Annotated in this window: 8 protein-coding genes; all 8 read right to left on the bottom strand. The window is 57.7% G+C overall.

The annotated features are described in order from the left end of the window. Positions 1 to 671: 671 nt before the first annotated feature. The 8 genes from WC811_RS14695 to WC811_RS14660 all read right to left on the bottom strand — a co-directional run bounded on the left by WC811_RS14695 (position 672) and on the right by WC811_RS14660 (position 15,060). The gene (locus tag WC811_RS14695; protein ID WP_372645936.1) at positions 672 to 3,917 is read right to left on the bottom strand and encodes an efflux RND transporter permease subunit; all 3,246 of its coding nucleotides are present in this window, start codon (positions 3,915 to 3,917) and stop codon (positions 672 to 674) included. A gap of 14 nt (positions 3,918 to 3,931) precedes the next feature. Next, a complete protein-coding gene (locus WC811_RS14690) occupies positions 3,932 to 5,224 on the bottom strand; it encodes an efflux RND transporter periplasmic adaptor subunit (protein ID WP_372645934.1) in 1,293 nt (430 codons plus the stop codon). 772 nt (positions 5,225 to 5,996) lie between these two features. After that, entirely contained in the window at positions 5,997 to 6,476 is a 480-nt protein-coding gene (locus WC811_RS14685) for a bacterioferritin (RefSeq protein ID WP_372645931.1), read from the bottom strand. 33 nt (positions 6,477 to 6,509) lie between these two features. Beyond that, a complete protein-coding gene (locus WC811_RS14680) occupies positions 6,510 to 8,693 on the bottom strand; it encodes a heavy metal translocating P-type ATPase (RefSeq protein WP_372645929.1) in 2,184 nt (727 codons plus the stop codon). Between the two features lie 86 nt (positions 8,694 to 8,779). Next, positions 8,780 to 9,475 carry a ZIP family metal transporter gene (locus WC811_RS14675; protein WP_372645927.1) on the bottom strand — a complete coding sequence of 232 codons (696 nt, stop codon included), beginning with the start codon at positions 9,473 to 9,475 and terminating at the stop codon, positions 8,780 to 8,782. Between the two features lie 423 nt (positions 9,476 to 9,898). Continuing rightward, a complete protein-coding gene (locus tag WC811_RS14670) occupies positions 9,899 to 10,711 on the bottom strand; it encodes a tetratricopeptide repeat protein (protein ID WP_372645925.1) in 813 nt (270 codons plus the stop codon). Then, positions 10,689 to 13,862: an efflux RND transporter permease subunit gene (locus WC811_RS14665; protein ID WP_372645923.1), complete on the bottom strand. Its 3,174-nt coding sequence runs from the start codon at positions 13,860 to 13,862 to the stop codon at positions 10,689 to 10,691. The genes WC811_RS14670 and WC811_RS14665 overlap by 23 nt, the downstream gene beginning before the upstream one ends. Positions 13,863 to 13,905: 43 nt before the next feature. Further along, positions 13,906 to 15,060, bottom strand: coding sequence for an efflux RND transporter periplasmic adaptor subunit (locus WC811_RS14660; RefSeq protein ID WP_372645921.1), 1,155 nt, complete (start codon positions 15,058 to 15,060; stop codon positions 13,906 to 13,908). Between the last annotated feature and the right edge of the window lie 11 nt (positions 15,061 to 15,071).

Here is a 15,071-nt window from a genome sequence, read left to right as displayed (position 1 = left end):
ACAGCACACTCAGCCGCGCTCTACGCGGACATGCGATATATTTCGCGCGCTTTAACTCTGCTTGGCTCGTATTGCTGCCGTCGCTCTAGTTCAGAAGCACAATGGTCCTGAGACAAACGAGGCGGAGATCGAGGTACCAGAACCCGGGCGCAAATCGCCGGGCTGCCTGACTTGATGGTTTCGTCGGGGCAGGTTTTTGCGCACGAAAACCCGGCGGGAGGACAGGCTCGGGGTGTGACGTCGCAATACGACATGCATCCGGCTTGGTAACCTCAGGGACGAGCAGCCTATCTTGACAATGCGAACCGACGACATGCAAAGCGCCAATAGAGAAGTCAATTAACCCCGCACTGCTCTTCACGTCGGCATTCTCGTGAGAGCAGTGTTTGGCGAGAACGAATTCGATCCCGCGATGGCCGTTTTGGCCGACGCAATAGCGCATCGGCGCGGCCAGTACCGACGCCGGCAACATAAAGGCGAGCACCAGCGCCGCTATAAGGCGGATTGGCAACGCCTTTCTATTGAAGTTATGGCTTTGCACCGCTTCTGCTCACACTAACAGGGGCTAGTTCTAAACGCGCGAGGCCCCGCGATGGCTCGATTTCTATTGCGATCAAAGACGCGAGGACTCGTCTTTTCTGGCAGCGGCCGAAAATACTGGTTGCCCATGATCATGCCATTCCTTGAGATGTCGCCAACGTTGAAATTCGCGTTTCACCTTCAATCCTCGCGACAGACCTTTTCCCGAACTTCGCGCACAGTGCCGGCAGAACCAAAAGTGTAAGTATCGTGGCGCTGACAAGCCCGCCGATGACGACCGTGGCAAGCGGCTTCTGAACTTCCGCCCCAGTTCCCGTAGAAACCGCCATTGGGACGAAACCGAGCGAAGCGACGAGCGCAGTCATGACGACAGGCCGTAGACGCGTAAGCGCCCCGACGAATATCGCCCTGCGACGCCGAAATCCCCGTTCGATGAGCTGATTGATGCTGGTCATCATCACGAGACCATTGAGCACCGCCACGCCCGACAGCGCAATAAAACCCACAGCCGCCGATACCGAGAACGGCATACCGCGCAGCCACAGCGCTACAATACCTCCCGTCAAAGCAAGCGGAATGGCCGAAAATACCAGCAGTGCGTCGCGAGTAGACCCGAGTGCAGAATAGAGCAGCAAAAAGATCAGAAAAAAACACGCCGGCACCACGATCATCATGCGTTGCTGCGCGGCGGCGAGATTTTCGAATTGGCCGCCCCAGGAAATGTAATATCCCGGCGGCAATGCGATTTGGTTCCCAACTTTCTGCTGCGCCTCCCCCACAACTGACGCAATGTCGCGTCCGCGAATATTGGCGGTCACAACAACGCGTCTCTTGCCATTGTCGCGGCTGATTTGATTCGGCCCTTCGGTGAATTCGAAGTTAGCCACCTGCTCCAACAGGACAGACGATGTTTTGCCATTGCGGTCTGGTGGCAAAGACACCGGTAGATGCTTGAGCTTCTCTAGATCCTCGCGCATGCCATCCGCGAGTCGCACGATAATCGGATAGCGGCGGTCGCCTTCGAACACCAGACCGGCTTCACGCCCCCCGATTGCGGCGCCGATCACGTCTTGGACAGCCATGATACTGAGGCCCAGTCGCGCGGTCTCGTCCTGATTGATTTTGATCGCGAGGAAGGGGAGCCCCGACGCCTGCTCGACACTAATATCGGTCGCGCCCGGCGTACTACGCAAAATCGATGCGACTTGGTTGGCAACGCGCAGCATCGGTTCGAAATTCTCGCCGAACACTTTTATTGCCAGATCTCCCCGCGCACCCGCCAGAAGCTCGTTGAACCGCATCTGAATAGGTTGCGAGAAAACGAGATTGTTGCCTGGCTGCTTCTCAATGCTGGCTTGAATTTTTGTGACGAGCGCATCCTTTCCAAGGTTTGGATCTGGCCATTCTTCCGTCGGTTTCAGGATGATGAAAGTATCAGAGGCATTGGGTGGCATCGGATCGGAGGCAACCTCCGCCGTACCCGTCTTCGAATAAATGAAAGCAACCTCTGGAAGCTTGCTAACGACTTTCTCGAGCTCGCCTTGCATCTGCTGAGATTGCGAGAGCGATGTGCTGGGGATGCGGATCGCCTGCATCGAAAGGTTTTTCTCGTCAAGCGTCGGAATGAATTCCTGACCAAGCCGCGAGAACAATGGTCCCGCAACAATCAAGAGCGCCACGGCACCCAAGACGAATGCCATCGGACGCACAATTGCTCGTCGCAGCACCGGCTCGTAGGCGCGCTTGAGAATCCGCACAAATAGGTTTTCTTTTTCCTCCACGCGACCCGAAAGAGCGATCGCGATGGCGGCGGGCACGAAAGTCATCGAAAGCACGAATGCGGCGACAAGCGCGATGATGACCGTCAAAGCCATAGGCTCGAACATCTTGCCTTCGATGCCGGTGAAGGTAAGCAGCGGGAGATAGACAAGAATGATGATTGCCTGCCCGTAGACCGACGGCTTGATCATTTCCTCCGCAGATTGGATGACCGTTTGTAATCTCTCCTCAAGCCTGAGTTTCCGGCCTATTTCGTGCTGATGCTCCGTTATTCGTCGGAGCGTGTTCTCTGCAATGATCACCGCGCCATCCACGATGAGACCGAAATCCAGCGCACCCAGGCTCATCAGATTCGCGCTGATCCTGGCGTGAACCATTCCCGTCATCGTCAAAAGCATCGCGAGCGGAATGACGAAAGCCGTAATTAGGGCTGCGCGGAAATTTCCAAGCAGCAGGAACAGCACGACAATGACCAAGAGCGCGCCCTCAGCAAGGTTTTTACTAACGGTCGCGACCGTCGCATCGACCAAGAGCGTGCGATCAAGGACCGTTTGTGCCTGCAAGCCCGGCGGAAGGCTGCGCCGGATCTCCTTCATTTTCGCGTCAACGGCGGCCGCGACTGTGCGGCTGTTGCCACCTATCAACATCAGCGCCGTTCCCACCACGACTTCTTGACCATTCTCGCTGGCGCTACCCGTCCTGATCTCGCGGCCGATGCCCACTTTGGCGACGTCCCTGATGCGGATCGCGACACCGCCACGCGTTGCGACGACGACGTTCGCAATTTGCTCCGCCGTCATGAGGCGTCCCGTACTAAGGACAGCGAAGCCTTCGCCGTTTTTCTCAACGTATCCCGCGCCTCGGTTCACGTTGTTTTGCTCGAGCGCTTGCGCCAGATCGCCAAAAGAGAGGTTAAGTGCCGTGAGGTGCGCGGGATCTGGTTGAACCAAGTACTGCTTTTCAAAGCCGCCGATAACGTCGATGCCCGCAATTCCCGGCACCGTGACCATGTGAGGGCGTATGATCCAATCTTGCACGGTTCGAAGATATGCGGCCCGCTCAATGTCGGTCGTCAGCCGCTGGCCCTCAGGTGTCAGATAGCTGCCGTCGCTTTGAGGGCCGGGTTTGCCGTCTTCCACTTGCGCGGAAGATGCGGGTGCAAACTGCACTGTCCACATGTAGATCTCGCCAAGACCCGTGGATATGGGCCCGAGCTTGGGTGCTATCCCGTCCGGAAGATTCTTTTCGGCTTCACGCAATCGCTCTCCGACCTGCTGTCGCGCAAAATAGATGTCTGTCTTCTCAGAAAACACAGCGGTAACTTGAGAAAATCCGTTTCGCGACAAGGATCTTGTGTACTCGAGACCGGAAATGCCGGCCAGGGCGGTCTCTATGGGGAAAGTTATTTGCTTTTCGATGTCCTCCGGTGAGAGCGACGACGCGATTGTGTTGATCTGCACCTGGTTATTCGTAATGTCTGGCACGGCGTCTATCGGTAGTTTATCGAGCGTATAGATGCCGTAGGCGGCCGCAGCCAGTGTCAGCATCACGACAAGCCAGCGCTGATGGACCGAGAACGAGAGCAGTCGAACAATCATTTCAGAACCCTAAATCAATGGTCGTGCTCGGCTTCGGATTTCCCAAGCTCGGCTTTAAGCAAAAACGTATTGGCAATCGCGATCGGCTCACCGGGCTTTAGCCCGGAAAGCACCTCCACCGCATCCCCATCGTCATTCCCGATCGTGACTTGGCGCGCCTCGAAGCCTTCAGGGGTGCGAACAAAAACGCGCGCGCCTCCTTCGATCGTCTGAAGGGCGGATTTCGGGATAACCAGTTTGGCCCTTGATTCCGCGACAGCAATGTCAGCAGTGACGAACGATCCGGGACGCCAGATACCCTCGGCGTTTTCTACCGATGCGATAACGCGAGCGGAACGCGTATCCTGATTCAGGACTGGACTGGTGAAGATGATGGTCCCGTCAGACTTGCCAGCGCCCTCGATCGTGAGCCGCTGACCCTCCTTGATTTGAGGAAGATCCTGCGGCGATACCGTAAGTTCGACCCAAACCTTGGAGAGGTCCGCAACGGCATAAAGTTCATGCGCTTGGCCTTCACCACCCATCGGTGTGCCAATATCCACGAGCTGCTCGACGATACGGCCGCTGATGGGTGATTTAATTTCGTAGCGCTCAAGGCGGGTTGCCACTTGGCCCGTGTCCGCAAGCTCCAAGACAGCTTTTTCGCTGACGCCAAGCGCCGAAAGCTTCTGTTTTGCAACGTCGCGGCGAACTTGCGCTTCCCGATAGGTTGCCTCTGCCCGCAAAAGACGCTGTTCCGAGGAGACCTGCTTTTCCCAAAGAGTCTTTTCGCGCCGATAAAGCGTATCCTGCAGCCCGAAATTGACGACGGCTGCAATGAATTCACTTTTCGCGTCAGCGACCTCACGACTGTCGAGGATCGCGATGACTTCACCAGCTTTCACTGCATCGCCCAGGCCCTTTTTGAGTTCAACGACGGTTCCGACGACTTTCGACGGCACGCGGCCGACGCGATTTCGATCCGCAAGGATGGTTCCTGGCACGCGCAACCGCTTACTTATGAGGCCAGGCGCCGCGACTTTGACGGCGATTTTGGATCGATCGATTTGCTCGGCCGCCATCGCGAGCTTTTCATTTTCCGTCTGTTGGCCGCCATCTTGCTCAGCGTGGGATGCCACCCCCGCTGATTTCCCCTCGTGCTCATGGCCGGTGTCTTTCGCCGCGTCTTCCGAATGAGACGTTTCGGCCTGAGAATTGAGACCCGCGAGGTTATTCAACCCCGCTGCAAAATCCTCCGTATGAAAAAAGTACGCACCCACGAACGTGCCGACGAGGAGGCAGCCCGCGACGAGACCAAGTCGCTTCATAATATTATTATCCATGCCGGACGGCACGCTGATGAAAGCGCGCGTCCAAGCTTTAGTTACAGGAGGATGAGGATCTACCCGTGCATCGAAATAACCGCGAACGGGAGCGGGAGCTTATGCGCTTACCGGAATGCGCGGGGGCTTCCGGAGAGGTGCCGGTTCATACTTGGGGGCGAGCGCATCAAGGTAAGCGGGATACCCTACACGCGTCATGGCGAAATACGCAGACTCATATCCCGAGCGTGGGGGAAATGCTCCAAGGCACGGGCAACCACACCAATAATGGTGCTCAGGGCCGCCGTTCGGAGAAGAGTTGTTATCCGTGCTTTCTTGCCCAGCGAGATCAGCCGCAGTCTCCGCGATCTGCGACGCATAACCGTCGGCATTCAGGTGTGATTTGGCATGCGAGGCGGAAATCGGCGCACATGCAAACAATACCAAGCCGGCCAAAAACACCTTCAGGAGCCGACTCGACCAAGCTAAAATCACACAACTCGACTCGCGCAACTTCTGCACGTTCGCGAATCGCACAACTGTTTGGGTCGAACCGTTCATAGGTGAGGAAAGTGTTTTCTGATCATGGCAAAGTCAAGCCAAAGTCCACGCTACAATTGCGATAAATCAGCCAATTCCACGTAAGACGCGGCGAAGTGTCTAGTCCAGGCAACAATGCTGGCGTCGCGGCGGCGCGCCGGACGCGCATAGCCAGTTTCCGAAAATGCGCATTGCCGCGATGGTCAAGCCGGCACAAACGTTTCCTACGAGAATCCACTCAGCTATTTCTTTTGGTTAAGTCCGGCACCTCAACGCCAAGCGCGGTGGCCAAATCTATTTGATGATCCTGTTCATCGACGAGGATCTGGCGAATTTGTTCGGCTAACGCAAACTCACCGAGGGCCTCGCACTGCCTCACTCTGTCCCGGTAGTTCCGAATTGTCTCATTTTCATTATCAAGATCGAACTGAAGCATTTGCCTAGCGTCTTCCGACGTTCGGACGGGCTTTGGAACAACTGTCGGCATTTTGCCGAGGTAATCGATCTGACGGGATATTATGAGTGCGTGTTTCAACTCCTCATGCGCGTGGGCCTCAAGCTGTTCAGCTATACTCATGAACTCGGCGCCCTTCAGCACCTGGGAGTATACGACGTAGGAAATGATCGCCTGGTATTCCCGGCCAAGATCTTCATTCAGAAGCTTTGCAAGCCCGTCGCGTGTGATGTCGCTGGCTTTGTCCTGTTGGCTCTTGCTCATATCAGTCTCCGATGCCCTTGATGCGAGGCTATGCTAAACGCGAAGGAGGCGCATTGCGTTCATGGTGACGAGCACAGTTGCCCCTGTATCGGCTAAAATCGCGGGCCACAAGCCGGTTAAACCAAGAACCGTGGTTGCGAGAAAAACAGCCTTCAAACCTAATGCGATGGTGATGTTCTGCCTGATGTTGGCCATGGTGCGCTTTGATAAGCCTATCATCGCCGCGACGTCGCCCACCCGGCCATGAAGAATTGCGGCATCGGCGGTTTCGAGCGCTACGTCCGTCCCGCCTCCCATGGCGATACCAATATTAGCGGCCGCCAACGCGGGCGCATCGTTGATACCGTCGCCCACTTTGGCAACGACCAACCCTTGGCGCTGCAGCTCGGTTACGATCCGCTGCTTATCTTCCGGCAACAGATCCGCGCGCACTTCAATCCCCAGCTGCTTGCCTATTGCGGCGGCCGTTTGCCGATTGTCGCCTGTGAGCATCACGGTTTTGATGCCCGTTAGTGCCAACGCTTTGAGGCCGGCCAAGGCGTCGGCGCGTGGCTCATCGCGCATCGCTATGGCGCCCGCGATGCCGTCGTCGACGATAAGCACAGAAACCGTCTTACCCTCCTCGCTGAGGGCCTTGATACGATCCCACTGATTTACAGATATTTGGACGCGGTCGTCCGCAGCCTTCGGAGATCCTAAAAACACCTGCTTGCCGCCAATGGTCCCGCAGATACCCTTCCCGCCAAGAGCCTTCGCTCCCGTCACGGGTGGGAGATCTCTGTTGTCCGACGTCGCTCTCGCCAAGATCGCTTTACCAAGCGGATGGCTGGAACCCGTTTCCAGCGCGGCAGCAAATGTCAGGACGTCGGCGGCCGAAAGCGAGAAGTCGACGATATCGGTAACCTTCGGCCGACCTTCCGTAAGGGTCCCAGTCTTGTCAAAAGCCACCGCCGTAATGGTTCGGAGGTTTTCGAGCACGGCACCGCCCTTTAGCAACAATCCCCTTCTCGCCCCCGACGAGAGCGAAGCTGCGATCGCGGCCGGCGTCGAGATCACCAGCGCGCATGGGCAACCAATCAAAAGAATAGCCAATCCCTTATAGATCCATTCTTGCCATTCACCGCCGAAGAGGAGCGGCGGGATAACGGCAATCAGCGCAGCCACCACAACTACGCCCGGCGTGTAGTAGCGCGCGAAGCGGTCAATGAAGCGTTCGGTGGGTGCCTTGGATTCTTGCGCTTCTTCAACGAGCTTGACGACGCGCGCAATCGTATTGTCGGCTGCCGCTGCGGTGACCCGTACTCGAAGCGCGGCATCGCCATTGACGGTTCCAGCAAATACCTCCGCGTCTACGCCTTTGCGGACCGGCGTGCTTTCACCAGTCACCGGCGCTTCATCGATGCCGCTTTCGCCAGAAACGATGACGCCGTCCGCTGAAATGCGGTCTCCCGGCCGCACCAAAATTACGTCGCCCACGGCTAAGTTCTCTGCTGGGACCTCGCGCGTGCCACGGGCCTGTTCCAAAAGCGCGCTTTTCGGCACGAGGGATGTCAACGACTGAATGCTCGCGCGGGCTTTTCCTGCGGCGACTCCCTCGAGCAACTCACCCACCAGAAACAGGAAGACAACCGTCGCGGCCTCCTCCGCCGCATTGATGAGCACAGCGCCCACCGCCGCGACAGTCATCAAGGTTTCGATGGAAAAAGGCGCCCCTTCCAGAGCACCCATGACGGCACGCCGCGCGATCGGTGCGAGGCCGACCAACATCGCCGCCACGAACGCAAGGGGCGCAATCGCCGGCGCGAGCTTGCCAATAGCGAAGGCAACGACCAGGGCCCCGGCGCACACGAGCGTCAGGCGTCCCTTTTTGCTTTGCCACCATGCGCCCTTCCTCGGGACGTCATCATGAGCGGGCATCTGGGCGCGGCCAGCTTCGCCGGCGGCGTGCGTAGCGTCAGGACTGCAGCAACCGTTCGCCTTCGTTGGCGTGTGACGATCGGATGCCGGAAATATTTTATAGCCAAGGGCCGTTACTTTCTTCTCGATGGCGCCGAGGTTGACCGTTCCCTGATGGCGGACGGTCATCGTCCCAGCGGCGACCGACACGGCGACCTCCTCCACACCTGGCATGCGGCGCACCGCTGTATCGACCTTAGTCGCGCATCCGGCACAATCCAAGCCGTCGATGCGAAAACGTGTTTGAACTGAGCTCGCCATATGCGTCCTTGCCTGTTTAGAGGGGCACGCTACGTTCTCTAGTGACTAGAGGAGCAAGCGGTTTTTTTACCGCTGCCTTCGCCGCCTTAGACAATGAGTTGTTCCAAAACTAGAAGAAGGAGGAATCCGATAAAAAATAGCGCCGTCACCCAGGGTCGATCGGGCGTTTCATGCGCCTCGACGAGCAATTCCTCCGTCACCAGATAGAGCAGCGCAACCAAACCGAACGACAGAAACCCGCTCAACACGGCGGGTGATAGTTGAGCAATACCCGAGGCGGCGAAGGCACCGGCCGGCAGCAGCAATGCCGCACCACCGACAATCGCGACGCTCCGGACCCGGGACAAAGCGGCCTCGCCGAGTTCGGCCGCCAGCGATAGACCCAGAAATAAGACTTCAAGGGTGAGGGCTATTGTTAGAAGCAGTCCCGCCTTGGCACTCGCCGCGAATCCGAGGCCGAGGACCAAACCATCGATAAAAAGATCTAAGCCGACCAGCGCGGCGAGGCCGGTTTGACCGCTCGTTCGCTCGCCCAATTCTTTGAAAAGCAGCATTGTGCCGATACCAGCTCCGCCGCCAATCACGATGGGCCAAAGTGAAGTACCGTGTTTGACATCAGGCAACACCTCTCCCGCCGCTGCCGCGAAAACCACGCCGGCTGCAAAATGCTGGATAGCACTCGTCACGGCGGCGCCCGGCCGTTGATAGGCGGCTAGCATTGCTCCAAAGACGGCGGCAATCACGGGGATCGCCGTGTAGTAAACGGGCGACGTCAACGTCATCAAACTTTCATCCTCGCATTACGTACGGTCTGCAATTCGTACAAAATTCACGCGGACATGAAGGAGACGCGGCGACACCTTCTCTGCCCACGCCGTCTCGATGGTGTATAATCGCGCTCCGCAAGTCATCGCACCCGATGACCGCATTCGTCGGAATGTACGTGTCCTTTGCGCTTTTGATAATCAAGTTTCCATTCCGGCTTTCTATCTGAAAAAGGCGGCCAGTTTTGTGGGAGACTGTCGGCTTTGTGGCAGTAAGTTCGCACCGGCATATTGTGGCAGTGCCGATATGAACGTTGGTCGATGGCCTCCAAACCTCCGATCGTGTTCTGGAAAGCCTCGAAATGTTGGGGCACCGCCATAGAGGATGTCGGGCTTAGTGCGATCCCGGCGGCAATTATTATTCGACTCAGCCATTTCATTTTATCGAACCCCATCGTTCGCGTTGCTTTGTTGAATGTCATTGTTTTTTTCATTTTCGAATAAGCTCCATGGCGTAGGAGGGGGGCGAGACAAGACGACTGTTGTGAGCTGTTCCAAACCCATTCGGGCCCGGACATTCCCCGGATCAAGTCGCAACGCGACATTGAAATCGCGGACGGCTTCCGCATCTTTCCCCTGTGCGAGGAACGCGTGTCCGCGTTCGGAGAAAGCCGGGGCAAATGTGGGGGAGTACTGGATTGCTTTCGTAAAATCGGCCAGCGCCTTCGCGCCCTCCCCCAATCCCTGATGGGCTATGCCACGGTGATAAAGAATGGCGGGGTCGGCCGGCTTCAAAGCGAAGGCGCGATCTATGTCCTCAAGAGCATTTCGATAGTATTGCCGGAGAAGCGAAATCTTGGCGCGATTGATCAATGCCAAAGGGAACCGGGGTTCGATTCCCAGGGCCTCACTGAAATCGTCGTAGGCTTTCTGCATCTCCTGCAATTTATAACGCGCGAGTCCCCGATTGAAGAAAACACGCGCATCGCGGGGCTTGAGCTTAATGAGGCTGGAATAGCCCGCGACGGCCCGCGCATAATCCCCAGTTTTGTAGGCACCATTGGCGAGGTCGGCGAGCCGTTGAGCCTCCTCATCGACGGGCTCAATGCTCTTGGACGCGAGACCATCCTCGTTGTCGAATGCCCCCGCTGACGCCGATGCGGCACCAATAAGGATGCCAATCGCCGCACAGGTAAAAGCGACAACGATTTTGATGCGCGTCTGCCGCTTCCTAGTTGGTGACGGTTCCGCCAAGGCCTCCTCCCGTGTCATGGTCGTGAATGGAACCGAAGCCATGCTCTGCCGCCTCGGCGCGAGCGATTTCGCGGTCGAGGGCGGGGAACCAGCTGTAAAGAATCGGCAGGACGACGAGCGTAAGCAGCGTCGAAGTCATTAGCCCTCCGACGACGACCGTCGCCAAGGGCCGCTGGACCTCCGAGCCGATCCCCGTCGCGACGAGAAGTGGAATGAGTCCGAGGCTGGCCACGGTCGCAGTCATGAGCACAGGCCGCAGCCGCAGCATCGCGCCTTTGCGAACCGCCGTCTCGACGTCATATCCTTCGGCCAACAATTGGTTGAAGTAAGACACCATGACGACGCCGTTCAACACGGCCACGCCAAACAGCGCTATAAAGCCCACCGACGACGGCACACTTAGAAACTGGCCGGATATCCAGAGCGCGAATACGCCGCCTACCAACGCAAACGGCACGTTCAATATAATCAGCAACGCATTGCGTGCGGAGCCGAACGAAAAGAACAGCAGCGCAAAGATGAGGCCGAGACAGACCGGCACGACGATCATCAGCGTGCGCTGTGCACGTTGCTGGTTCTCGAACTGCCCGCCCCAGGTGACGAAGTATCCCGCAGGCAATTCCACTTTGCTCGCGACAAGATTCTGGGCCTCGGCGACAAATCCCCCGAGGTCGCGGCCGCGAACGTTTGCCTGGATCACGATGCGCCGTTGCGCGTCCTCCCGGCTGACGGTAGGCGTACCTTCGATCAAACCGATGCTGGCAACTTGAGCGAGCTGAACTCTCACCCCCTCCTTGTTGGTGACCCAGAGTTTTCCGATTGCGTCCATGCTGGAGCGGAATTGCTTTGCCACTCGCAGGTAGATGGAAAAACGACGTTGTCCGTCTAGGACATCCGTCACGGCCTCGCCGCCAACCGCCAGGGATACCATGTCCATCACATCGGCGACGTTGAGGCCGTATCTGGCCACTTCATCACGATTGGCATGCACCACGACCTGGGCTTCGCCGCTGATCTGTTCCGTCTGAACGTCCGCCGCACCCGCGACGGAGCTCACAATCTTCTCGATCTCTTGCCCTTTTTGCTCGAGGACCTTGAGATCCTCGCCGAAAAGCTTCACGGCGAGCTGGGCTTTGACCCCCGACAACAACTCATCTACCCGATTGGCGATCGGCTGCGAGAAGTTGATGGCAACGCCCGGGTATTCGGAAAGATCGTTCGTCAGCGTTTCAATCAACCCCGCGCGAGTGTGCGCTGTTACCCACTCGGACTGAGGCTTAAGGCCGACCCATATTTCATTGTTGTTCAGCGCTTCCGGGTCGCCGCCCAGCTCGGGCCTGCCGATTTGGCTGATCGCATATTTGACCTCCGGATAAGCGACGAGCTTCTTTTCGATCCTGCCGGCGATCCGCAGCGACTCGTCGATGGAGATGCTCGGATTCGCCGTCACGCGGACACTCAACGTTCCTTCGTCGAGCTCGGGAACGAATTCGCTGCCCAGTCTCGGGATGATGATGCCGGTGACCACCAGCGAGGCGACCGCAATGCCGACGACAAAACGTTTCCGGCGCAATGCGAAATTCAGCACGGGCCCGTAAATCGCCTTGGCACCCCTGACCAGGAAGCTGTCGTCTTCGCTCAGCTTTCCCCGGAAGACCAGCGAGGCAAGCACCGGGACGATCGTCAGCGCCACGACGAGCGAGCCAAGCATGGCGAACGCGACGACAAAAGCCATAGGGCTGAACAATTTTCCTTCCACGCCTTGGAGTGTGAACAGAGGGAGAAAAACAACGACGATAATTAAAACCGCGAAGAAGATTGGTTGGCCCACCTCTTCGGCGGCGTGCAGCACCCGCGCGGAAACAGATTTGTTGCCCCGATTGGGCTCCGCCAAATGACGCATGATGTTCTCGATCATCACCAGCGAGCCATCCACCATCATGCCAATGCCGATGGCCAAGCCGCCGAGCGACTGCAAGTTCGCCGACAAGCCGAACCACCGCATCATGATGACGGCGACCAGCATGGAGAGCGGGATGGAGCAGAGGACCACTAGCGCCGATCGCACGTTCCACAGAAAAAGAAACAGCACGACGATGATGAGGACTGCCGCCTCGCTCAAAGCCTTGGTTACGGTGCCGACCGCTTTTTCAATCAGGTCCGCTTGATCGTAGATGGGTTCGATTTTGACGTCTTCCGGTAGGGACTTCTGAACCGTCGCGATCTTGGTCCTCAGATTTTCAATGACGCTCTTAGTGTTGGCACCCTTAAGCTGGAGGATGACACCCATCACGACCTCGCCCTTGCCGTTCATCGAAACGGCCCCCTGGCGAATCTCGCTGCCGTACTCGATATCGGCTACGTCGCGTACATAGACCGGGACGCCGTCGACGGACTTGAGGACCACGTCTCCGATGTCGACAATGCCTTCTCTGCCGCCTCGAATGAGACCCTCGCCCCGAACCACGAGCTGTTCCTGAGACCCCTCAATGTACCAGCCACCTGCGTTGGCATTGTTGGCTTGCAGTGCCGCTTTCACGTCGGCGATCGAGAGCGCGTAGCTCACCAGTCGGTTGGGATCGACGTTGACCTGGTACTGACGCACCGAGCCGCCAAAGCTCAAGACGTCAGTGACGCCCGGTACCGTGCGCAGTTGGAACTTCACGATCCAGTCGTTAATCGCGCGAAGTTCCATAGCGTCGAGAGTTGGGCTGGTGAGGATGTATTTGAACACCTGACCAAGGCCGGTCGTGATAGGGCCGAGCTCGGGTGCCCCGAGACCGTTCGGAATTCGCTCCTTCGCCGCCGCGAGGCGCTCGCTTACGAGCTGCCGCGCGAAGTAGGTATCGACGTTGTCGTCAAAGACAATCGTCACCACCGACAAGCCCGTTTTCGATATCGACCTCACCTGCTGCAAACCCGGCAAGCCGCTCATGACGGTCTCGACGGGAAAAGTGATCAGCTTTTCGACTTCGATTGCCGCGAGGCCCGGCGCTTCGGTATTAACCTGCACCTGGATGTTCGTGACGTCCGGGAATGCATCGAGATTAAGGTACCGCGCCGAATAGGCTCCGTAGGCGAGTAAGCCGACGGCGCCGAGAAGCACCAGCAATCGTTGCGAGAGGGCGCCCGCGATGATTTTGTTGATCATGGCGAACTCCGTCGGGCCCAGGGATGGAACGCGTGCATAGTTCTCACTCCCCCCCGAAGCTGGATTTCTCCAACTCCGACTTCAGAATGAAGCTTCCATCGGTCACGACCCGTTCGCCGGGCGCAAGGCCTTCCACCACCTCGATTTCGTTGGGCGATTGCGCGTTTGTTTTGACGACGCGGCGCTTGTAGACCCCGCCACCTGCGTCGACGAATACGATCTGCTTGGTGTCCTGGCGCTGGATAGCCGTTGGCGGGACACTCACCGCGCTCGCCTGCACCGGCAGCCGCAACAGGACTCGCGCAAAACTCCCCGGTCTGAGCAACTTCTCTGGATTCTCAAGCTCGATACGCACCGCCAAGGTACGCGTCCGCTCATCCAAAACCTGGGAAACCCACGTGACCGTCCCCGTGAATTTCCTGTCGGGATAAGCCTTCAAAGTCACGGTCGCAGTCTGGCCGACCGCCACGCGGCCCATATCCTGCTCAAAGGCGTTGGCGATCACCCATACCCGCTCGAGGTTCGCAAGCCGGAACAAGGGAGTTTGATCGGTGACTTGATCCCCCACCGAAACTTTCTTTTCGATGATCGTTCCATCGACCGGCGCAAGCACCGGCACGCGCGCCGAAGCCATGCCGATCGTTGCGCTCTCCGTCACCGTTTGAGGATCGATGCCCAGAAGCGCGAGCTTCTGCATGGCGGCGCTTAGTTGGACTTGGGCTTCGGTCGCCGCCTGTTTCGAAACCAGGTACTCTTCTTCCGCAATGACGTTCTTCTTCCAAAGACTTTCATGCCGCTCCAACTGGCGCTGCATGAGGTCCACCTTGGATCGCGCAACGAGATAGGACGCTGACGCCGCCGGGATGTCCTGGCTTTCGATGACAACCAGACGATCGTTTGCGACCACGCTATCACCGAGGCTTTTCTTGACCTCTGCCACGACGCCGCCGGCTTTCGGCAACACTTGAAGGGTGCGGTCCTGATCAGCGGTGATCTCGCCGTTGAGCCAAAGCTCGACGGCAAATCCTCCCTTTTTCGCGATCGCCGTTTCAAGGCCGATGAGTTCGGCCTGGGCGCTGGATAGCCTGACAAGCTGTTCCGCATCTTCCGCCGGCTGATCTTCAGCAGCGGCGTGACCGGGAACGCCAACGCACGCGGCGCTAATCAGAACCTGCAATGCAATGATGATTTTTTTCACAACTACTTTAG

This window comes from Hyphomicrobium sp. (assembly GCF_041659645.1).
GTDB lineage: Bacteria > Pseudomonadota > Alphaproteobacteria > Rhizobiales > Hyphomicrobiaceae > Hyphomicrobium_B.
Note: the sequence above shows the minus strand (reverse complement) of the source record. Positions and strands in the feature narration are given on the sequence as shown.

Excerpts from the sequence above, each read along its gene's own strand:
- WC811_RS14695 (WP_372645936.1), bottom strand. The coding sequence starts at position 3,917 with ATGATTGTTCGACTGCTCTCGTTCTCGGTCCATCAGCGCTGGCTTGTC.
- WC811_RS14690 (WP_372645934.1), bottom strand. The coding sequence starts at position 5,224 with ATGAAGCGACTTGGTCTCGTCGCGGGCTGCCTCCTCGTCGGCACGTTC.
- WC811_RS14685 (WP_372645931.1), bottom strand. The coding sequence starts at position 6,476 with ATGAGCAAGAGCCAACAGGACAAAGCCAGCGACATCACACGCGACGGG.
- WC811_RS14680 (WP_372645929.1), bottom strand. The coding sequence starts at position 8,693 with ATGGCGAGCTCAGTTCAAACACGTTTTCGCATCGACGGCTTGGATTGT.
- WC811_RS14675 (WP_372645927.1), bottom strand. The coding sequence starts at position 9,475 with ATGACGTTGACGTCGCCCGTTTACTACACGGCGATCCCCGTGATTGCC.
- WC811_RS14665 (WP_372645923.1), bottom strand. The coding sequence starts at position 13,862 with ATGATCAACAAAATCATCGCGGGCGCCCTCTCGCAACGATTGCTGGTG.